The sequence below is a fragment of the Bradyrhizobium sp. AZCC 2262 genome, assembly GCF_036924535.1.
In the GTDB taxonomy this organism is placed as follows: Bacteria; Pseudomonadota; Alphaproteobacteria; order Rhizobiales; family Xanthobacteraceae; genus Bradyrhizobium.
Genome location: NZ_JAZHRT010000001.1, coordinates 8,652,325 through 8,672,809, shown reverse-complemented (window position 1 = coordinate 8,672,809; position 20,485 = coordinate 8,652,325). Strand labels below are relative to the sequence as shown.

Annotated in this window: 18 protein-coding genes; 12 read left to right on the top strand and 6 right to left on the bottom strand. The window is 63.9% G+C overall.

The features are described from left to right. Window positions 1–120 precede the first annotated feature (120 nt). The 3 genes from V1283_RS40670 to rocF all read left to right on the top strand — a co-directional run bounded on the left by V1283_RS40670 (window position 121) and on the right by rocF (window position 4,755). A complete protein-coding gene (locus tag V1283_RS40670) occupies window positions 121–2,661 on the top strand; it encodes a glycogen/starch/alpha-glucan phosphorylase (RefSeq protein ID WP_442895918.1) in 2,541 nt (846 codons plus the stop codon). A gap of 178 nt (window positions 2,662–2,839) precedes the next feature. Beyond that, window positions 2,840–3,658, top strand: a complete 819-nt coding sequence (locus V1283_RS40665) for an acyl-CoA thioesterase (RefSeq protein WP_334392189.1) — start codon at window positions 2,840–2,842, stop codon at window positions 3,656–3,658. A 116-nt stretch (window positions 3,659–3,774) separates the two neighbouring features. Further along, on the top strand, window positions 3,775–4,755 hold the full coding sequence (gene rocF / locus V1283_RS40660) for an arginase (protein ID WP_334392188.1): 981 nt from the start codon (window positions 3,775–3,777) through the stop codon (window positions 4,753–4,755). A gap of 11 nt (window positions 4,756–4,766) precedes the next feature. Here rocF and V1283_RS40655 read toward each other — a convergent pair whose 3' ends face one another. Then, a complete protein-coding gene (locus V1283_RS40655) occupies window positions 4,767–4,910 on the bottom strand; it encodes a hypothetical protein (RefSeq protein WP_334392187.1) in 144 nt (47 codons plus the stop codon). Between the two features lie 94 nt (window positions 4,911–5,004). Continuing rightward, the gene (locus V1283_RS40650) at window positions 5,005–6,621 is read right to left on the bottom strand and encodes a phosphoenolpyruvate carboxykinase (RefSeq protein ID WP_334392186.1); all 1,617 of its coding nucleotides are present in this window, start codon (window positions 6,619–6,621) and stop codon (window positions 5,005–5,007) included. Window positions 6,622–6,735: 114 nt separating this feature from the next. Between V1283_RS40650 and V1283_RS40645 the strand changes: the two genes are divergently transcribed. Next, window positions 6,736–7,014, top strand: coding sequence for a hypothetical protein (locus V1283_RS40645; RefSeq protein WP_334392185.1), 279 nt, complete (start codon window positions 6,736–6,738; stop codon window positions 7,012–7,014). A gap of 130 nt (window positions 7,015–7,144) precedes the next feature. Here the strand turns inward: V1283_RS40645 and V1283_RS40640 are convergent, their stop codons facing one another. Then, window positions 7,145–7,879, bottom strand: a complete 735-nt coding sequence (locus V1283_RS40640; RefSeq protein ID WP_334392184.1) for a HugZ family pyridoxamine 5'-phosphate oxidase — start codon at window positions 7,877–7,879, stop codon at window positions 7,145–7,147. 217 nt (window positions 7,880–8,096) lie between these two features. On the opposite strand from V1283_RS40640, the gene V1283_RS40635 reads away from it, so the two are divergent. The 5 genes from V1283_RS40635 to V1283_RS40615 all read left to right on the top strand — a co-directional run bounded on the left by V1283_RS40635 (window position 8,097) and on the right by V1283_RS40615 (window position 12,096). After that, window positions 8,097–8,798, top strand: coding sequence for a response regulator transcription factor (locus tag V1283_RS40635; protein WP_027541437.1), 702 nt, complete (start codon window positions 8,097–8,099; stop codon window positions 8,796–8,798). 101 nt (window positions 8,799–8,899) lie between these two features. After that, a complete protein-coding gene (locus V1283_RS40630; protein WP_334392183.1) occupies window positions 8,900–10,717 on the top strand; it encodes a sensor histidine kinase in 1,818 nt (605 codons plus the stop codon). Next, entirely contained in the window at window positions 10,714–11,238 is a 525-nt protein-coding gene (locus V1283_RS40625) for an HPr kinase/phosphorylase (protein WP_334392182.1), read from the top strand. Before V1283_RS40630 ends, V1283_RS40625 begins: the two co-directional genes overlap by 4 nt. 132 nt (window positions 11,239–11,370) lie before the next feature. Beyond that, window positions 11,371–11,772 (top strand): PTS sugar transporter subunit IIA, encoded by a 402-nt coding sequence (locus V1283_RS40620; protein WP_024339151.1) that lies wholly within the window; start codon window positions 11,371–11,373, stop codon window positions 11,770–11,772. Between the two features lie 54 nt (window positions 11,773–11,826). Continuing rightward, window positions 11,827–12,096: an HPr family phosphocarrier protein gene (locus tag V1283_RS40615; protein ID WP_334393350.1), complete on the top strand. Its 270-nt coding sequence runs from the start codon at window positions 11,827–11,829 to the stop codon at window positions 12,094–12,096. A 142-nt stretch (window positions 12,097–12,238) separates the two neighbouring features. Here the strand turns inward: V1283_RS40615 and V1283_RS40610 are convergent, their stop codons facing one another. After that, window positions 12,239–13,036: an SDR family NAD(P)-dependent oxidoreductase gene (locus V1283_RS40610; protein WP_334392181.1), complete on the bottom strand. Its 798-nt coding sequence runs from the start codon at window positions 13,034–13,036 to the stop codon at window positions 12,239–12,241. A 36-nt stretch (window positions 13,037–13,072) separates the two neighbouring features. Beyond that, complete coding sequence (locus tag V1283_RS40605; RefSeq protein ID WP_334392180.1) at window positions 13,073–14,671, bottom strand: glycosyltransferase family 39 protein; 1,599 nt, start codon at window positions 14,669–14,671, stop codon at window positions 13,073–13,075. 115 nt (window positions 14,672–14,786) lie between these two features. Here V1283_RS40605 and lepA point away from each other — a divergent pair, with 115 nt between their 5' ends. After that, window positions 14,787–16,598: a translation elongation factor 4 gene (gene lepA, locus V1283_RS40600; protein WP_334392179.1), complete on the top strand. Its 1,812-nt coding sequence runs from the start codon at window positions 14,787–14,789 to the stop codon at window positions 16,596–16,598. Between the two features lie 25 nt (window positions 16,599–16,623). Here lepA and V1283_RS40595 read toward each other — a convergent pair whose 3' ends face one another. Continuing rightward, on the bottom strand, window positions 16,624–17,733 hold the full coding sequence (locus V1283_RS40595) for a DUF2652 domain-containing protein (RefSeq protein WP_334392178.1): 1,110 nt from the start codon (window positions 17,731–17,733) through the stop codon (window positions 16,624–16,626). 169 nt (window positions 17,734–17,902) lie between these two features. On the opposite strand from V1283_RS40595, the gene V1283_RS40590 reads away from it, so the two are divergent. Both V1283_RS40590 and V1283_RS40585 read left to right on the top strand, forming a co-directional pair. After that, complete coding sequence (locus tag V1283_RS40590; protein WP_334392177.1) at window positions 17,903–19,138, top strand: MFS transporter; 1,236 nt, start codon at window positions 17,903–17,905, stop codon at window positions 19,136–19,138. Between the two features lie 84 nt (window positions 19,139–19,222). Next, window positions 19,223–20,395: an acyl-CoA dehydrogenase family protein gene (locus V1283_RS40585; protein ID WP_334392176.1), complete on the top strand. Its 1,173-nt coding sequence runs from the start codon at window positions 19,223–19,225 to the stop codon at window positions 20,393–20,395. Window positions 20,396–20,485 lie beyond the last annotated feature (90 nt).

Sequence of the window (20,485 nt, the reverse complement as noted above, 5' to 3'; positions counted from 1 at the left end):
CGGTGCCGCGAAATCGGCCCGGTCCTTGCATAAAAACACGCCAGCGCAGTGCACAAGATAGTCAGGCGTTTCGATTACAGGGCAACGCGCGTATCTTCGTGGTGAGTCTCAATCGCAGGGATCGACGTGTTGCAGGAACAAGTCCCAGGAAATGATCCGACAAACTATCCGGCGCTGGGCCAGCCGATCGACGAACTGGCGCTGGCCGAGATCAAGGGTGCAATCCTCGCCAAGCTCCGGCTTGCGATCGGCAAGGACGCCGGCATGGCGACAAGGCGCGACTGGTACAAGGCCGCCGCGCTGGCGCTGCGCGACCGCATCGTGCACCGCTGGCTGACGGCCGAAAAGCAGAGCTACGATGCCGGCAGCAAGCGGGTCTATTATCTCTCGCTCGAATTCCTGATCGGCCGCCTGTTCACCGACGCGCTGAACAATATGGGCCTGCTGCCGTTGTTCGAGGCCGCACTAGGCGATCTCGGCGTCGGGCTTGACGACCTGCGCAAATGCGAACCGGACGCGGCGCTCGGCAATGGCGGCCTCGGGCGGCTCGCGGCCTGCTTCATGGAGAGCATGGCGACGCTGGCCATTCCCGCGATCGGCTACGGCATTCGCTACGACTTCGGCCTGTTCCGCCAGATCATCGCGCAGGGCTGGCAGCACGAATACCCGGACGAATGGCTGAGTTTCGGCAATCCCTGGGAATTCCAGCGGGCCGAGGTGGTCTACCACATCCATTTCGGCGGCCACGTCGACCATGTCGATGACCGCGGCCGCGACCGCGCGACATGGCGTCCGGCGGAAACCGTGCAGGCTGTCGCCTACGACACGCCGATCGTGGGCTGGCGCGGCCAGCACGTCAACGCGCTGCGGCTGTGGTCGGCGCGCTCGCCCGACCCGCTGCGGCTCGACGTCTTCAACAGCGGCGATTACCTCGGCGCTGTCGCCGAGGAGGCGCGCGCGGAATCGATCTGCAAATTCCTATACCCGAACGACGAGAGCCCTGCGGGGCGCGAGCTGCGGCTGCGGCAGGAATATTTCTTCGTCTCCGCCTCGCTGCAGGACCTGGTCAAGCGGCACCTTGCTTCCGACGGGCAGTTGCGCAACCTCCCTTCCAAGGTCGCGGTGCAGCTCAACGACACCCATCCGAGCCTCGCCGTCACCGAACTGATGCGCATCCTGGTCGACCTCCACAATTTCCGCTGGGACGAAGCGTGGAAGCTCACGGTGGCGACGCTGTCCTACACCAATCACACGCTGCTGCCGGAAGCGCTGGAAACATGGCCGGTCGAACTGTTCGAGCGGCTGCTGCCGCGGCATCTCGAAATCATCTACCGCATCAATGCCGCGCATCTGGCGATGGCCGATCAGCGTTGTCCCGGCGACGTCGATTTCCGCGCCTCGGTGTCGCTGATCGACGAGAAGAGTGGCCGAAGGGTGCGGATGGGGCAACTCGCTTTCGTCGGCTCGCACCGCATCAACGGCGTCTCGGCGATGCACTCCGACCTGATGAAGGAGACCGTGTTCCACGATCTCAACCATCTCTATCCCGGCCGCATCACCAACAAGACAAACGGCATCACCTTCCGCCGCTGGCTGATGCTCGCCAACCGGAAGCTGACCGACCTGATGCGCGAGGTTTGCGGCGAGGCCGTGCTTGACGATTTCTCCCTGTTCGAGCGCCTCGAGGCTCGCGCCAGCGACAACGCGTTCCAGCAGCGTTTTCGCGAGGTCAAGCATCACAACAAGCTGGCGCTGGCGCGGCTGGTCGGCGAACGCACCGGCATCCAGGTCGATCCGTCGGCGCTGTTCGACATCCAGATCAAGCGGATCCACGAATACAAGCGGCAATTGCTCAACATCGTCGAGACCGCCGCGCTATACCAGGCAATCAAGGACGAGCCGCAGCGCGACTGGGTGCCGCGGGTGAAAATCTTCGCCGGCAAGGCGGCGGCGAGCTATCGCTACGCCAAGCTGATCATCAAGCTGATCAACGATGTCGCCGAAGTCGTCAACGACGACCCCGATATCGCAGGAAGGCTGAAGGTCGTCTTCCTCGCCGACTATAATGTCAGCCTCGCCGAGGTGATCATTCCGGCCGCCGATCTCTCCGAGCAGATCTCCACTGCCGGCATGGAGGCCTCCGGCACCGGCAACATGAAGCTGGCGCTCAACGGCGCGCTGACCATCGGCACGCTCGACGGCGCCAATATCGAGATCCGCGACCAGGTCGGCGCGGAGAATATCGCGATCTTCGGCCTGGAGGCCGGCGACGTCATGATCCGCCGCAAGCAGGGGCTGGATGCGACCGACGTGATCAGCCGCTCGCCCCGGCTGGCGCGCGCCATCACCGCGATCGAGAGCGGCGCGTTCTCGCCCGACGATCCCGCCCGCTTTGCCTCGATCGGCCACGCGCTGCGCTATCTCGACCACTACATGGTGTCGGCCGATTTCGATTCTTACTATGAGGCGCAGCGCGGCATCGACGCGCGCTGGCAGGTGGTACCGGCCTGGACCCGCGCCTCGATCCTCAACGTGGCGCGGATGCCGTGGTTCTCCTCCGACCGCACCATCCGGGAATATGCCGAGGATATCTGGCATGTGCCGGTGCGCGCGGCCGCGCCGGTACCGGAAGCCGGTGCCCAGCGCGGGGCGACGCGGTAAATCCCGGTCAGCGGGAATCCATTACCTCTGGCGTCATTGAATTCGGCGAAGTGGCCGTGATACTGCATCCGCGTTCACCACGTCATTGCGAGCGAAGCGAAGCAATCCATCTCGCCACGCAAAACAGGGATGGATTGCTTCGTCGCTACGCTCCTCGCAATGACGGGAAAATCTGCAGATGCTGACCAAAGCCCCGCACCTGTTCGACGACGCCACGCGGGTCACCGCCGGCGATAGCTGCTGGCAGGGCAGGACCAGCCCGGATTACTGGGCCTTTGTCGGGCCGTTCGGCGGCTGCACGGCCGCCACCATCCTGCGCGCGCTGATCGAGCATCCGCAGCGGGCGGGCGATCCGCTGTCGCTTACGGTGAATTTCTGCGCGCCGGTGGCCGAAGGCGCCTTCGATCTCGACGTCCGCCTGGTCAAGGCCAACCGCTCGAGCCAGCACTGGTCTGTGGAGATGACGCAGGGCGGCGGCGACGTCGCAACGCTGGCGACCGCCGTGTTCGCCGAGCGCCGCCCATCCTGGTCGCACCAGCAGGCCAAATTTCCCGGTGCTGCGCCGTTCGAGCAGGCGCGCAGATTTCCGAACACGCCGATGACGTGGACGCACCAGTATGATTTCCGCTTTGTCGAGGGTGAGCCGAGTTTCTACGGCTCGCCGGCGCCCTCGCCGCTCGACGCGTACTCAAAGCAGTGGATCGGCGATCACGTGCCGCGAAAGATCGACATGCTGTCGCTGATGTCGATGTCGGATGCGTTTTTCGGCCGGGTGTTTCTGGCGCGCCGCGAGCTGATCCCGTTCGGCACGGTTTCGATCACGACTTACTTCCACACCTCCTCGGACGAACTCGCCGCCGAGGACATCACGCGGGTGTTGGCGGTGGCGGATGCCAAAATCTTCCACAGGAGCTACGGCGACCAGAACGGCGAATTGTGGTCGCCGTCGGGACGCCTGCTCGCGACAACGACGCAGATCGCCTATTTCAAGGCGTAGCGGCGCAGGGTGGGCAAAGGCGCATTTGCGCCGTGCCCACCATCCATCCAAAGCGTTGCCTTGGATGGTGGGCACGCTTACGCTTTGCCCACCCTACGATTCTCGAAAAGGCCCGCATGTCCGACGCCAATGCACCTCGCATCGCCCTGCTCGGCGTCCCCATCGAGATCGGGGCTTCGCAACTCGGAACCTTGATGGGGCCGGACGCGCTGCGCACCGCGGGCATCGGCCGCATTCTCGATCAGCTCGGCTTTGCCGTCGAGGACCACGGCAACATGGCGAGACCCGGCGTTGCTGCCGCCGAAGGCCCGCCGCCGGCGAATGCGAAATATTACGACACGATCAAGGGTTGGATCCGCGAGCTCAGCGAGCGTTCCTATTCGCTGGCAAGCTCCGGCGCCGTTCCGATCTTCATGGGCGGCGATCATTCGCTCTCGATGGGATCGGTGAACGGCGTTGCGCGCTACTGGCAGGAGCAAGGCCGGCCGCTGTTCGTGCTGTGGCTCGACGCCCATGCCGACTACAACACGCCGCAGACGACGGAGACCGGCAATATGCACGGCATGTCGGCTGCCTTTCTATGCGGCGAAGGCGGCCTAGACGGGCTGCTCGGCAACCATCCCCGCGCCTCGATCGGTCCCGACCAGCTCGACCTGTTCGGCATTCGCTCGATCGATCCGCTGGAGAAGCAACTGGTGTTCGAGCGACGCGTCGCGATCGCCGACATGCGCGTCATCGACGAATTCGGCGTCGGCGTATTGATACGAAAGATCATCGAGCGTGTGCGGGCGCGGAACGGCGTGCTGCATGTCAGCTTCGATGTCGATTTTCTCGATCCCGCCGTCGCGCCCGGCGTCGGCACCACGGTGCCGGGCGGCGCGACCTATCGCGAGGCGCATCTGATCATGGAGCTGCTGCACGATTCGGATCTGGTGCGCTCGGTCGATATCGTCGAGCTCAACCCGTTCCTCGACGAACGCGGCCGCACCGCGCGCACCGCGGTCGAGCTGGTCGGCAGCCTGTTCGGCCTGCAGATCACCGACCGCCGCACGCCGAGCAACGCGGTGTTGCCGGGCAACCCCTGGAGCCGAGACTAGAGTGGGATGCTCTAATGCTGGTCGAGGCTCATGATGACGTGCACGAGGCAGCCGTTCACGGTGCGCCCCGGCGGATGCGAGGATGACGGCGTCGCGACGTGGAAGTCGCCGGCCTTCAGGTTGAGATCGCCGAACGAGAGATCGCCCTCGAGCACCAGCGACTGCTGCTGGAGCTGCGCGCAGAACGAAAAAGGGCGGCCTTGCGGCCGCCCTCGTCGTTTAGAATGGCGCGTAGCTTGACCGTGGCGATTATTCCGCCGCGAGCTTCAGGTCCGGTGCGGCGGCGCGGACTTCGGCATCGACCTGGGCTTCGAACTTGGCAAAGTTCTTCTGGAACATGCCGATCAGGCTACGCGCGGTCTTGTCGAACTCGGCCTTGTCCTTCCAGGTGTTGACGGGATTGAGGATCTCGCTCGGCACGCCCGGCAGCGCCGTCGGCACGGAGAAGCCGAAGTACCTGTCGGTGCGGAATTCGACGTTGCGCAGGCTGCCGTCGAGCGCCGCGGTGAGCAGTGCACGCGTCACCTTGATCGGCATCCGGCTGCCGGTGCCGAACTTGCCGCCGGTCCAGCCGGTGTTGACCAGCCAGCAATCGACATTGTGCTTGGCGATCAGCTCGCGCAGCATGTTGCCGTAGACGGAGGGGTCGAGCGGCAGGAACGGCGAACCGAAGCAGGTGGAGAATTCCGGCTGCGGCTCGTTGCCGAGACCGCGCTCGGTGCCGGCGACCTTGGCGGTGTAGCCGGACAGGAAATGATACATCGCCTGCGCCGGCGAGAGCTTTGCAATCGGCGGCAACACGCCGAAGGCGTCGGCCGCCAGCATCACGACATTCTTCGGCTGACCGGCGCGACCGGTGCGCGAGGCGTTCGGGATGAAGTCGAGCGGATAGGCCGAACGGGTGTTTTCGGTTTTCGAGCCGTCGTCAAAATCCGGCACGCGGGTGCGCTCGTCGAGCACCACGTTCTCGAGCACGGCGCCGAAGCGGCTGCTGGCGGCGAAGATCTGCGGCTCGGCTTCGGGCGAGAGCTTGATGCACTTGGCGTAGCAGCCGCCCTCGAAATTGAAGACGCCGTCGCTGCCCCAGCCATGCTCGTCGTCACCGATCAGCGTGCGGTTGGGATCGGCCGACAGCGTGGTCTTGCCGGTGCCGGACAGGCCGAAGAAGACCGCGGTGTCGCCCTTAGGTCCCACATTGGCCGAGCAGTGCATCGGCAGCACGCCCTTCGCGGGCAGATAATAGTTCAGCGTCGTGAACACCGACTTCTTCATCTCGCCGGCATAATAAGACCCGCCGATCAGGACAATCTTGCGGGCGAAATCGATCGCGACGACGTTCTCCGAGCGCACGCCGTGGCGTTTCGGATCGGCGCGGAAGCTCGGCAGGTCGATGATGGTGAGCTCAGGCACGAAATCGCGCAGCACCGAGGCCTCGGGGCGGATCAAGAGCGTGCGGATGAACAGCGAGTGCCAGGCGAGCTCGGTGAAGACGCGGGTCTTGATCTGGAAGCTCGGATCGGCGCCGCCATAGAGATCCTGCGCGAACAGCGTCATGCCTTCGGCATGCTTGAGGAAGTCGGCATAGAGCGCGGAAAACTGATCCGCTGTGATCGACTGGTTGCCGGCCCACCACATGTTCTTGTCGGTGGTCGCATCGCGCACCGTGAACTTGTCCTTGGGGCTGCGGCCGGTGAACTCACCGGTGTCCGCGCACAGCGCGCCGTCGGCCGACAGCACCGCCTCGCCCGCCGCGAGGGAGTATTGATAGAGCTGCGGCGCGCCGAGATTCCAGTGCACCGTCTTGAGATTCTTTAAGCCGAATTTGTCGGCGCCGAAGGCACCGTTGCGTAGACCCGTCTCTTGCACGAAGACTCCTCCTCGAACCCGCGTTACTCGAATCGCGCGCCTGTCGCTTGACGCGTTCTGTCGCGGTGACCCCTGAATATAGCCTTCCGGCCCCGGTCCGGCGACCTAATACTGATGAACGCCCTGCTTGCCAAGCCGATCCACGCGATTTGGTTTATTCAGCCAAGCACGGTTGATCTGCATCAATCGCTTGCTGCGGCGCTTTTCGCTGGTTTGCCGTCGTGGTTGCGCGACCATCCGTCGCTGCCTGGCTTGAGCCAAATTGCTGCGACGCACAATCAGAATAATTCAACGCGCGGCGCCCTCTCCGACCTTGAGCGCGGCGGCATCGCCCTTTTGCGCCAGCGACGCCATGGAGAGGCACGTGCCCGCCAACAGCGCGAGACACACTGAAAATAGCAATCGATGGCGGGATTTCATGCAGGCTTTCGCTGGTCACTTGCGCGGGCTTGCAATAGGTCGCGCAAACGTCCGCGCCCGTTCAAATCCGCGCTCGGTAACGGCAGCGTTAACCCTACCCTTGTCAGCCTTTGGCCCGCGCCTCGCCCGCCAGCCGCACCAGCATCTTGCGCAACGCCATGGCGCTGGTGACCCGTTCCGGGAAATCGAGCCGCAGCGTCGCGGTCCCGGCCTGCATGTCCATGCCGTCGGGGTCGCAGCCGGTGCAGCGCCAATCGGCGGATTCGGCATCCAGCAGTTTGGTCGCATAGAGGTTCATCGCCTCGCGGTGATCATCGTTCATATGCTCGACCGCGCCCTGTTCGGCTTCCAGCAAATCGGCAGCATCGCCGACATCGGTCAGAAACTGCTCGGGCTTGAGGTCGATGATACGGCCAAAACCGGCGACCAGATGCAGGCCTGACGGGACGATCCGAAAGAACGAAAAGTCCTTGAAGTCCACAAAGGCTTCCGCGGATGGATGGGCGTGGAGGTAGCGCCGGCGCAGGATTTTCGCAGCCTCCCCTGTGGCCTCCTCGGCCCGGCCCGCCAGCATGATTCGCGCACCCTCCAGGGGATCGCCGGCGGCGCGCTCGTCCAGCATCAGCGATACGCGGCTGTCGCCGAGAATATTTTTCGTATGCATCGCGAGCCGCGAAATCAGCAGAACCGGGGATGCGTCGACATGGCTGGCGACGTTAACCAGGGAGCAATACGGATCGCCGCTTTCGGGCCTGAGGGTGGCGAGCGCGCCCTGCCGGCTGCGCCGCAGCAGCGAACGGGCTAGTTTGGAAGCATCAAAATCTGCGGTGGGCTGCATGGTTCTTTTCCGGCCATCTTATTGCAAAAAAGGGCCTTTTCTCGGCCCGAGAGGGTGCTATATGGGGGGCAGCGCATCACCGCAGGAGCGTTTTGCGGAACTCGGTCACACTTCAGCCCAGCTTGCATTGCTCGTTGACCGTGTACGAAGCCCATTTATGCGGCGTCTGGCTGGATTGCCCGCCGTTTAAGCCACTCTCTTATTCGAAAGCAGGCTCATGCCCACAATCGCCCTGGTCGATGATGACCGCAACATTCTCACTTCCGTGTCGATCGCGCTCGAAGCCGAAGGCTATCGCATCATGACCTACACGGATGGTGCCTCGGCGCTGGACGGCTTCCGCACCTCGCCACCGGATCTAGCCATACTCGACATCAAGATGCCGCGCATGGACGGCATGGAAACGTTACGCCGGCTGCGGCAGAAGTCCGATCTGCCGGTGATCTTCCTGACCTCCAAGGATGAAGAGATCGACGAATTGTTCGGCCTCAAGATGGGCGCCGACGATTTCATCCGCAAGCCGTTCTCGCAGCGGCTTTTGGTCGAGCGCGTCAAGGCGGTGCTCCGCCGCGGCCAGCCCAAGGATCCGACCGCCGTGCCGAAGGAGCCGGATGCGCGCGCCCTCGACCGCGGCCTCCTGCGGATGGATCCGGAACGTCACACCTGCACCTGGAAGAACGAGCCGGTGACGCTGACGGTAACGGAATTCTTGATCCTGCAGGCGCTGGCGACGCGGCCCGGCGTGGTGAAAAGCCGCAACGCGCTGATGGACGCGGCCTATGACGACCAGGTCTATGTCGACGACCGTACCATCGACAGCCACATCAAGCGGCTGCGCAAGAAGTTCAAGGTGGTCGACGACGATTTCGAGATGATCGAGACGCTGTACGGCGTCGGCTATCGCTTCAAGGAAGCCTGATCTGCGTTGTGCGGGCGGAAGTGCCGACTGACACGTCCGCCCGTTCGGCGTAGAAAGCGTAGAACTACAAAAGCGACGCATCACAACCGGCAGCTCGGCCATTGCTAGATCGAACGCAGCTCGACTCCAGCCTGAACCACGAGGATGCTTCGGAGCTCCCCGAACGGGATCGCGTCGCCGACGATAATGCGGGCGAGACGGGCTGGCGGCGGCCGCTCGGCTGGTTGCGCCGGGCCGGGCAATTCTTCTTCGCGCTGTCCTTCTCCAGCCTCACGCGCCGGATCGTCTCGCTCAATCTGGCCGGCCTCGTAGCCCTGGTCGCGAGCATTCTCTATCTCTCGCAGTTCCGAGCCGGCCTGATCGACGCGCGCGCGCAGAGCCTTCTGGTGCAGGCGGAAATCATCGCCGGCGCGATTGCCGCCTCCGCCACCGTCGAAACCAACACCATCACCATCGATCCGGACCGCCTGCTCGATCTGAAGCCTGGCGAAAGCTACGGCGCGCCGGACGAATCCTCAGGCCTGGATTTTCCGATCAATCCGGAGCGCGTCGCGCCGGTGCTGCGGCGGCTGATCTCACCGACCAAGACCCGCGCGCGCATCTATGGCGGCGACGGCGGCATGATCCTCGACAGCCGCAGTCTTTACGGCCGCGGCGACGTGCTGCGTTTCGAACTGCCGCCGCCTTCGACGGAGAAGCCGGGCTTCGTCGAGCGCGCCACGATCTCGATCCGCACCTGGCTCAACCGCGGCGACCTGCCGCTGTATCGCGAGCTGGGTCCGGAAAACGGCAAGGGCTACCAGGAAATCGTGCAGGCGCTCGACGGCGTCAAGAGCAGCGTGGTGCGCGTCAACGACCGCGGCGAGGTGATCGTCTCGGTCGCAGTCCCCGTGCAGCGTTTCCGCGCCGTGCATGGCGCGCTGATGCTCTCGACGCAGGGCGACGACATCGACCAGATGGTGACCGCCGAACGGCTGGCGATTCTCAAGGTCGGCGGCGTCGCCTCCGCGGTCATGATCGTGCTGTCGCTCCTGCTGGCGAGCACGATCGCTGGTCCGGTGCGGCGGCTGGCCGACGGCGCCGAGCGCGTCCGCCGGCGCATCCAGACCCGTGTCGAGATTCCCGATTTCACCCGCCGCCGCGACGAGATCGGCCATCTGTCCGGCGCGCTGCGCGACATGACGAATGCGCTGTATAGCCGCATCGAGGCGATCGAGATGTTCGCCGCCGACGTCGCCCATGAATTGAAGAACCCGCTGACCTCGCTGCGGTCGGCGGTGGAAACGCTGCCGCTGGCGCGCAACGACACCAGCCGCGCGCGCCTGCTCGAGGTGATCGAGCACGACGTCAGGCGGCTCGACCGGCTGATCTCGGATATTTCCGACGCCAGCCGCCTCGATGCCGAATTGCAGCGCCAGGACATGGCGCCGGTCGATGTGCGGCGGCTGCTGACGACACTGACCTCGGTCGCCAACGAGACCCGGCTGGGTCATGACGTCGCAGTCGAGGCGCGCTTCGAAGGCCGCGGCGCGACCGACACGTTCTCGGTGCCGGGCCATGATTCCCGGCTCGGGCAGGTGGTCTCCAACCTGCTGTCCAACGCGCAATCCTTCTCCACCCCCGGCGGCAAGGTGCGCGTCACCTGCCGCCGCGCACGCTCGGAAATCGAAATCGTCGTCGATGACGACGGACCGGGCATTGGCGAGGATGCGCTGGAGCGCATCTTCGAGCGCTTCTACACCGACCGGCCGCATCAGGGCTTTGGCCAGAACTCGGGTCTCGGACTGTCGATCTCCAAGCAGATCATCGAAGCGCATAACGGGCGGATCTGGGCGGAAAATCGCCACGGCTCGGCCGATGCCGACGGCAGGCCGACGGTGCTCGGCGCGCGCTTCGTGGTCCGGCTGCCAGCGCCATGATGACGCAGGGCGCGAGCGTGCACGCCTCCGCCGTGCTGGTGGGCGATCGCGCCGTGCTGATCCGGGGGCCGTCAGGCGCCGGCAAGTCGCGGCTGGCCTTCGATCTGATTCTCGCCGGACGCGCCGGACAGCTTCCGCCGGCCATTCTGGTCGGCGATGACCGTGTCCATCTAGACACAGTCGCCGAACAATTGTGGGTCCGCCCGGCGCGGGAACTGGCCGGCCTGATCGAGGTCCGGGGCCTCGGCATTCGCAATTGCGACTTCGCCAGCGAGGCGATGGTCGGCCTGATCGTCGATCTCGCGGCCAGCGATGCGGAGCGGCTGCCACCGCCAGAAGCGCTCTCCATCCGCCTAAACGGTGTTTTGCTACCGCGAATCCCCATTGGAATCGGTTATGAGCCACTGCCGCTGATTGCAGCTGCCCTGATGACAACCGCCGGTTCAGTTTCTGTTCAACCTTCGCATGATTGCCTGAAGGGAATTGGTAACCATATAAGCCCCAATATCGCCACTGATTAAACCGGCACAGGCCTCACTGTTTACCGCCAAGTACTGGAACAATAGCCAAGATGCCCTCTTGCGCGGGGCCTCTGGATGGTCAAAGTGGCGCGTTCGTGCGGTGCACCAAAAAGCACCCGCGAGGAGTTTCCGATGATTGGTCTAGTGCTTGTGACCCATGGGCGCCTTGCCGACGAGTTCAAGGCGGCGCTCGAACATGTCATGGGTCCGCAAAAACAAATTGAAGCCATCACGATTGGAGCCGAGGACGACTCCGATCTGTGTCGAAGCGATATCATCGAAGCGGTGAATCGCGTCGACAGTGGCGATGGTGTCGCGATCCTCACCGACATGTTCGGCGGCACGCCTTCCAACCTCGCGATTTCGTGTATGAGCCGTCCCAAGGTGGAAGTCCTCGCAGGCATCAATCTTCCCATGCTGGTCAAGCTTGCCAAGGTGCGCGAAGAGCGCTCGCTTCCCGACGCCATCGCCATGGCCCAGGAAGCCGGTCGCAAATACGTGACCATCGCCAGCCGTGTACTCGCCGGCAAATGAGCGACGAGGCCGCGCCCGAAAAGGAACTCGGGCCGAGCGTGCCCCTCAGGCGCCATTTCGCGGGAACTTCAGATCATCAACAAGCGCGGCCTGCACGCGCGGGCCTCGGCGAAGTTCGTCCAGATGGTCGAGAAGTTCAACGCCGAGGTCTGGGTGACTCGCGGCAGTGAGACCGTCGGCGGCACCTCGATCATGGGATTGATGATGCTGGCGGCGGGACCGGGAACCTCGGTTACGGTCTCCGCGATCGGCCCCGAGGCACAGGCCGCAGTCGATGCGATCGCCGCGCTGGTCGCCGACAAGTTCAACGAAGAAGGCGTGTGAGGCGCTAGCCTTCACAGGCTCGTACCCTCAAACCCTCATGGTGAGGAGCCGCGTAGCGGCGTCTCGAACCATGTGGCCCCCGCCGGTGCCATTCATCCTTCGAGACGGCGCTTCGCGCCTCCTCAGGATGAAGTCTGACATCTCAAAACGGGTTCGTGACAATCCCGCCGTCGACGCGGAGCGCGGCGCCGTTGGTGGCGCTGGAGGCTTTGGAGCAGACGTAGCAGATCAGATTGGCGATCTCTTCCGGCTTGGCGTAACGCTGCAGCAGCGACGCCGGGCGGCGTTCGGTGAAGGTACGCTGGACGAGATCGTCGACGGTGGTTCCGGCCGCCTCGGCGCGCGCGGCCAGACGGACCGGCGCCATCTCGACCCAGGTAGGACCAGGCATCACCGAATTGACGGTCACGTTGGTGCCCTTGGTCGTCTCCGCCGCGCCGCGCGCGATGACGAGTTGCGCCGACTTCGAGAAGCCGTAGTGCACCATCTCCTTCGGGATGAAGACGCCGGATTCGCTGGAGACGAACACGACGCGGCCCCAGTTCTTGTTATCAAGCATCCGCTTCAGATAATGCCGGGTCAGCCGCACCCCGCTCATCACATTGACTTCGAACATTTTGGTCCAATCGGCATCCTCGATCTCGAAGAAGCCCTTGGGCTCGTAGATGCCGAGATTGTTGACGAGGATGTCGACATCGGGAAATTGCTTCACCAGCGCGGTACAGCCCGCCGCATGGCCGAGATCGAACACCGCGGCATGCACCTTGGCCGATGGCGCAGCCCGTCGGACTTTTGCCACGGCCTCGTCAACTGCAGCCTTGTCGCGCCCGTTGACGATCACTTCCGCACCCATTTGCGCAAGCCCGATGGCGGTAGCGAGCCCGATGCCGCGCGTCGAACCGGTGACGAGCGCCGTCTTGTCCGTCAGGTCGAGATCCATGCGTTACCCCCTTTTGATTTTCTTGGTTGGCTGCTTCTATTTGGCCGGCGGCACGATGAAGATATCCCAGGCCGTCGCCGGGCCGGGCATCCCCAGAAAAAATCGCCTCGTGGTCATCACCATGCGCTCGGCATTGGCGGCATGGGCCTTCATCCACGCCTCGCATTTTTCCAGCTTCCAGTCGCCTGTCTCGCAGATGCCGATGAAGCCCGATCGCTTCGCTTCGTCGAGCGAGGTCAGGCCCGACGACCACGGCTCGTCCGGGGTCAGCGGCGCCGGATGATCGGGGCTGTAGAAGGTGACGGGCTGGCCGGTATCGGTATAGGCCGCGACCACCGGCCAGCGGGAATAAAACCGCGTGTGCCAGGCTTCCGTCAGTCCGCGGGCGAGTTCGGAACGCGCCCGGTAGGTCGCGCCCGCAGTGCGCTTTTCGCCCAGTTCATAGGCGACGATCCTTGGCGAGACCGCCAGCACGACGAGCGAAATCACCAGCCAGGTCGCCGTCAGGTTCAACAGCGCGACTTTCCGGACCCGCACCGCGGATATCGCGATCAGCGCGAGCGGCACCAGGAAGAACAGCGGGATGCCCCAGTCGGTCTTGATGTAGACGTGGAACAGCAAGGCGCCGAGCGGCGGCCCGATGGCGACGATCGCCTGGACGATCCAGACATTGAGCGCCTGGGACATGTTCACGCCGGAATTGGTGCCGCGCGCCAAGGCTGGAAACGGCGTCAGGCGGAACGGCCGCCAGAGAAGTGCGATCGCGCCGAGCACCAGCGGCGCCGCCAGCAGCGCGAGATTGTGCAAGACATAGCCGAGCGCGAGATCGTCGATCTGCGCGCGGTCGGTGAGCGAGTAGGTGTCGCCGGCATAGGTGAGCGGGACGAAGTTCACCTGCTTCAGCCACATCAAGTGCGGCAGCATCGCCACCACGAGCGTGGCAATCCCGACCCACGGCGCCGGCGAGCGCAGGAATTGCAATCGGTCGGGATGGATCAGCGCGGCGAGGCCGACGGCGCCGATCATGGTCAGCACCCAGTATTTGGTCATCAGCGCCAGCGCACCGGCGAGCCCGAGCCACACGCCGGACTTGATGCTGCGCTTCTCGAACGCGTCGAGATAGGCCAGCACGACAAGCGGCAGCGTGACGAGCTGCAACAGGTCCGGATTGTACTTGAAGCCCTTGAAGTTGAAGATCGGATAGAGCGCCAGCATCACTACGACAAAGAACGCGCGGCGGCGATCGACCACGCGCAACGCCAACAGCCAGCAGATCACGAGCCCGCAAGCCAGCGTCGCCATCGCCAGCGCATAGGTCGCCCAATCGGTGACCGGAAAGAGCATGAACCAGACGCCGGCGACCCATCCCGACAGCGGCGGGTGCTTGCCATAGCCGAGCAGGAACTTCTGCCCCCAGGCGTAGGCTTCGGCGACGTCCATATGGACGTCCTGCCCGGTCTTCAGATTGACCAGAATCAGCGTCCACAGCACCGCGTGAACCGCCGCAAAGCCGGTGACCAGCCACAGCCCGGTCTTGGGATCGCTGGCAAGCGACGCCAGCCGCGCCGCCAGCCGGCGGACGGAGGGAATGCGTTTTATGCGCGCAGCTGCGGGCGAAATGGAGGTACTCGACATGGCCCCGTGCGTAGCGCGTTTTCGGTTCAAGTGAAATCAGCTTGGCGTGAAGAAACCCCCTTAGAATACAGCAATATGGTTGCCGCACAGGGATGTGAATGCTATCCCGCGCCCCATGACAACTGCCCCCATTTCCAACATCCGCAACTTCTCCATCGTCGCCCATATCGACCATGGCAAATCGACGCTGGCCGACCGCCTGATCCAGATGACCGGGGGCCTGACCGATCGCGAAATGGCGGGCAAGGAACAGGTGCTCGATTCCATGGATATCGAGCGCGAGCGCGGCATCACCATCAAGGCGCAGACGGTGCGGCTGAACTACCGCGCCAAGGACGGCAAGGATTACATCTTCAACCTGATGGACACGCCCGGCCATGTCGACTTCGCCTACGAAGTCTCGCGGTCACTGGCGGCCTGCGAAGGGTCGCTGCTGGTGGTCGACGCCAGCCAGGGCGTGGAAGCGCAGACGCTCGCCAATGTCTACCACGCGCTCGACGCCGGGCACGAGATCGTGCCTGTTCTCAACAAGGTCGACCTGCCCGCCGCCGAGCCCGAAAAGATCAGGCAGCAAATCGAGGACGTGATCGGCATCGACGCCTCGGATGCCGTGATGATCTCGGCCAAGACGGGCCTGGGCGTTCCCGACGTGCTGGAAGCCATCGTCACCCGGCTGCCGCCGCCGAAGGGCGACCGCACCGCGACGCTGAAGGCGCTGCTGGTGGATAGCTGGTACGACGTCTATCTCGGCGTCGTCGTGCTCATTCGCGTGGTCGACGGCGTGATGAAGAAGGGTGGCCGTATCCGCATGATCGGCACCAGTGCGGCCTATGATGTCGAGCGCGTCGGCTTCTTCACGCCGAAGATGACGCAGGTCGACGAACTCGGCCCCGGCGAGATCGGCTTCATCACCGCGGCGATCAAGGAAGTCGCCGACACCCGTGTCGGCGACACCATCACCGACGACCGCAAGCCGGTCACGGAGATGCTGCCGGGCTTCAAGCCGGCCATTCCCGTCGTGTTCTGCGGCCTGTTCCCGGTGGATGCCGACGATTTTGAAACGCTGCGCGCGGCGATGGGCAAATTGCGCCTCAACGACGCCAGCTTCTCGTTCGAGATGGAAACCTCCGCCGCCTTGGGCTTTGGCTTCCGCTGCGGCTTCCTCGGGCTGTTGCATCTGGAAATCATCCAGGAGCGGCTGTCGCGCGAGTTCGACCTCAATCTGATCGCGACCGCACCGAGCGTGATCTACAAGATGCATCTGACCGATGGGCAGGAGATCGAGATCCACAATCCGGTCGACATGCCCGACGTGGTCAAGATCGCCGACATCGAGGAGCCGTGGATCGAGGCGACGATCCTCACGCCGGATGAATATCTCGGCAGCGTGCTGAAACTATGCCAGGACCGCCGCGGCTCACAGAAGGAGCTGACCTATATCGGCTCCCGCGCGATGGTAAAATACGATCTGCCGCTCAACGAAGTGGTGTTCGATTTCTACGATCGCCTCAAGTCAGTCTCGAAAGGCTACGCCTCGTTCGATTATCATTTGACCGACTACAAGCCGGCGGATCTGGTGAAAATGCAGATCCTCGTCAACAACGAGCCGGTCGATGCGCTTTCGATGCTGGTGCACCGGACCCGCGCCGAGGGCCGCGGCCGCGCCATGGTCGAGAAGATGAAGGAACTGATCCCGCCGCACATGTTCCAGATCCCGATTCAGGCCGCGATCGGCGGCAAGATCATCGCCCGAGAAACCGTCCGCGCGCTGCGCAAGGACGTCACCGCAAAATGCTACGGCGGCGACATCACGCGCAAACGAAAACTTCTGGAGAAGCAGAAGGAAGGCAAGAAGAAGATGCGGCAGTTCGGCAAGGTCGACATCCCGCAGGAAGCGTTTATCGCGGCGCTGAAGGTGGATAGCTGAGTCGGATTGAACGGGCGGGCGCTAGCTAGGTGAACGCCGCGGTCTCCTCAACTACCAACCGCTCCAGCGCGACCTTCGAGGCACGTTGATCGCTGACCAGCTTCTTGGCCATGGCGAGCCGGGTGATCGTTCGCACCAGCACCGTCGCCACGGGATTGGGGCCTTCAGGCTTCGCGCAGCGCAACGACAGATGCGTGCCTCCGTTTTCCAGCGGCGTGAGTTCCGCCATTTGCCTCACGATGGCGCCCATCGGGAGCCGGATATGCCAGGTGACGTAGTCGAACGGCCGCCAGTCGACGATATCGTGTACCGTCGAATCCTTGCCATGGGCGCAATGCTGCGTCGCTCCCAGCCCGATTCGCCCCTGGGCAAGTCCGGTCATTCTCATGCCGTCGATGCCGTGCTGCCAGCGGATCTTCTTCTCGATGTCGGTGACATAGGCCCAGGCAATCGCCGGCGGCACCGGCAGATCACACTCCATCGATTCGAAAGCCAGGGGCTCGTCGTGCTGCACCACAACGCGGCGCGTCGCGCGCCATAGCGCAAAGATTGGGGCCAGATCGTAAACGTAACAAACCGTCTCGCCGAACTCGCCAAGGTTCTCGACGTGACGGATCGAGCCTGCGAAGAAATCCGGCAGGCCGATTGCGTCTGCCGCCTGCTCCGTCACCAGCGCGTAGGCCTTGATACCGGTCGCCGCCGTCACTGAATTCTTCATCAGCCGGTGCAGGCGGATCACCTCCGCTCCCTGCAATTCGGTGCGTCCCGCCATCTCCTGCGTGGCATAAGTGCCATGATGCAGGAAGAACTTCAGGTCGAGCAGGTTCATGTTGCGGCACGCGTTGCAGGTGCACGTCGTATTCAGACGCATGGCGCCGAGCGTATTGGCAAAACCGCAGTAGATGCGCTCGATCGCGTCGAGCGGAAATTGGCGCTGCGGCAGATTGGCGTCGGGCAGATAGGTCAGTGCTGCGTCGCCCTGCAGGTTGGACAGCATGATCGGCGGCTTGATCTCGGCGAAAATGCTCTTGAACAGCGCATCGAGAATTCCCTGCGCGTGCTCGAGCTCCGAGCGCGTGAGAAACATGGTGTAACCGGTAATATCGGCGATGAGCAGAAAGCCCTGTTGCGCCATAGCGTGTACTCGCGGAGGATTACGACGCGAAATACGGCCAGCTTAGCAGAAAGTTGCGGTCCCCGCGCCGGAGAATGAGAGGTATTACCGTCCCCACCTTGCTCCGCGAGGGTGGATAAGCCACCATCTGCCTCGCTCAGATCATAACTACAAAAAGAGCAGGAAACGCATGGGCAAGTCCTCCGAATTTTCCTACGGCTGGGTCGTGGTCGGCGTCGGCGCGCTGATGACCTGTGTCGCCTTCGGATCGATGCTTTCGCTGGCGGTGTTCCTGCAGCCGATTTCGCAAGACATGGGCTGGTCGCGCAGCGGCGTGTCGGCGGCGGCCACGATCGACTTTCTCGCGATGGGGCTGGCGGCGTTCTTCTGGGGCGCGCTGTCCGACCGGTTTGGTACCCGGATCGTCGTATTGTCGGGCACGCTGCTGCTCGGCGCCGGGCTGATCGGGGCGAGCCAGGCCACCAGCCTGTGGCAGTTCCAGTTGACGTTCGGCATCCTGATCGGCGTTGCGGCCGGCAGTTTCTATGCGCCGATGGTCGCCGCGGCGAGCGCCTGGATCGAACACCACCGCAGCCTGGCGGTCGCGCTGGTATCGGCCGGCATGGGCGTTTCGCCGCTGACGGTCGCCCCGTTCGCAAGCTGGCTGATCACGACCTACGACTGGCGCACCGCGATGCTGGTGATCGGCATCGTTGCATTGGCGCTTTTGGTACCGGCCTCGTTTCTGGTGCGGCAGCCACCACAGCCCTCAACACCTGCCGCCGCAAATGGAATCGGTGCGCCTGACGGGCATTGGACCGTCGCGCAGGCGCTCAAAACCCCGCAATTCATCACGCTGGCGCTGGCCCATTTCGCCTGTTGCGCGGCGCATTCCGGGCCAATCTTCCACATGGTGAGCTACGCCATGATCTGCGGCATCGCGCCCTTGACCGCCGTCACCGTCTATAGCCTCGCCGGTTTCTCCGGCCTTGGCGGCCGGCTGCTGCTCGGCGTATTGGCCGATCGCTTCGGCGCCAAGCACGTTCTGGTCGGCGGCCTGTTCGTGCAGGCGATGTCGGTCGCGACCTATCTCGCGGTCGGCCACCTCGGCGAATTCTACGCCCTGTCGGTGGTCTTCGGCCTCGCCTATGGCGGCGTGATGCCGCTCTACGCCGTGCTGGTGCGCGAATATTTCGGCGTGCGCATCATGGGCAGCATGTTCGGCGCCGTCTCCGCCTTCGCCAGCCTCGGCATGGCGCTCGGGCCATTGGCCGGCGGGTGGGTGTTCGACACCTTCCACGCCTACAACTGGCTCTATGTCGGCTCCTTCGCCATCGGCATCGCCGCCGTCGCCGTGGCGCTGAGCTTCCCGTCGGCCAGGCGGCCATCGCAACCGTCGCTCGATCTGAAGCGGGCGACGGCATAAGAGCAATCCCGCCGCCTTGATCGGCAGCGGCGGATGGGTCACCATCTCGCTCGCGCCCAAGAACAAGAGAATGCGAGGAAACGCATGAACAGACATCCCGGCCTCGACCTCGTCGAGCGTGCACGCGCGCTGGCCCCCCTGATCGTTCGCGAAGCCGACGAAATCGAGCGGACGCGGCGGCTGACATCAGCGGTGACACAGGCGCTGATCGAGAACGGGCTTTATCGCGCGCTGCTGCCGAAGAGTTTTGGCGGCATCGAGGCTTCGCTGGAAGCGTTCATGCTGATGCAGGAGGAGATCGCCAAGGCAGACGCCTCGACCGCGTGGTGCCTTGGCCAGTGCAGCGTCTGCGCCATGACCGCGGCCTATCTCGATCCGGACGCCGCCAACGAGATCTTCAACGTTGCGCCCGGCATTCTGGCGTGGGGCGCGATCAACCATGAAGTGCAGGCGGTTCCGGGCGGCTACAAGGCCAGCGCGCGCTGGGATTTCGCCTCCGGTTCGCGGCAGGCGAGCTGGTTGGGCGCCCATGTCCGCGTCGTCGAGGCCGACGGCACGCCGCGGCGCAAGCCGGATGGCTCGCCGGAGATCCGCACCATCCTGTTTCCAGTGACCAGCGCCACGATGTACGACGTCTGGGACGTGATCGGCTTGAGGGGCACCGGCACCGATTCCTATTCGGTCGACAACCTCTTCATATCAGAGAAATTCGCAGCGCTTCGCGACGAACCGCAGGCCCGGCGCGAGAACGGGCCGCTGTACAAGCTCTCGACCAACATGGTGTTCGGCATGGGCTTTGCGGCCACCTCGCTCGGCGTCGCCCGCGCGACGCTTGATGCAGCGAGCGACCTTGCCCGCGCCAAGACCCCCCAGGCGCAAAAGGCGATGCGCGACAACAATGCCGTGCAGGGCGTGATCGGCCGCACCGAAGCGAGCCTGCGTGCCGCGCGCGCCTATCTCTACGCGACCGCGGCCGAAGTCTGGCACGATCTGGCCCGCGGCGAGGCCATCACGGAGGCCCATCGCATCGCGCTTCGTATCGCCACCACCTGGACCATCCATCAATCGGCCGCCGTGGTCGACACCGCCTACCACATGGCCGGCGCCACCGCCGTGTTCAATGCCAACAAGTTCGAGCGACGGTTTCGCGACATGCACGCCATCGCCCAACAGATCCAGGGCCGCGACGCCCATTATGAGGATGCCGGCAAGGCGATCCTGTCAGGCCATCTCGATACGCCGCCGACGATGCGGTAATGAATTCGTAACCAGTAGTTCTACGGACCGGCCGGCGACCTCCCTTTGTTAAACAATTCATGAAATCCCTTACGGAGCCTCGTCCCCTGG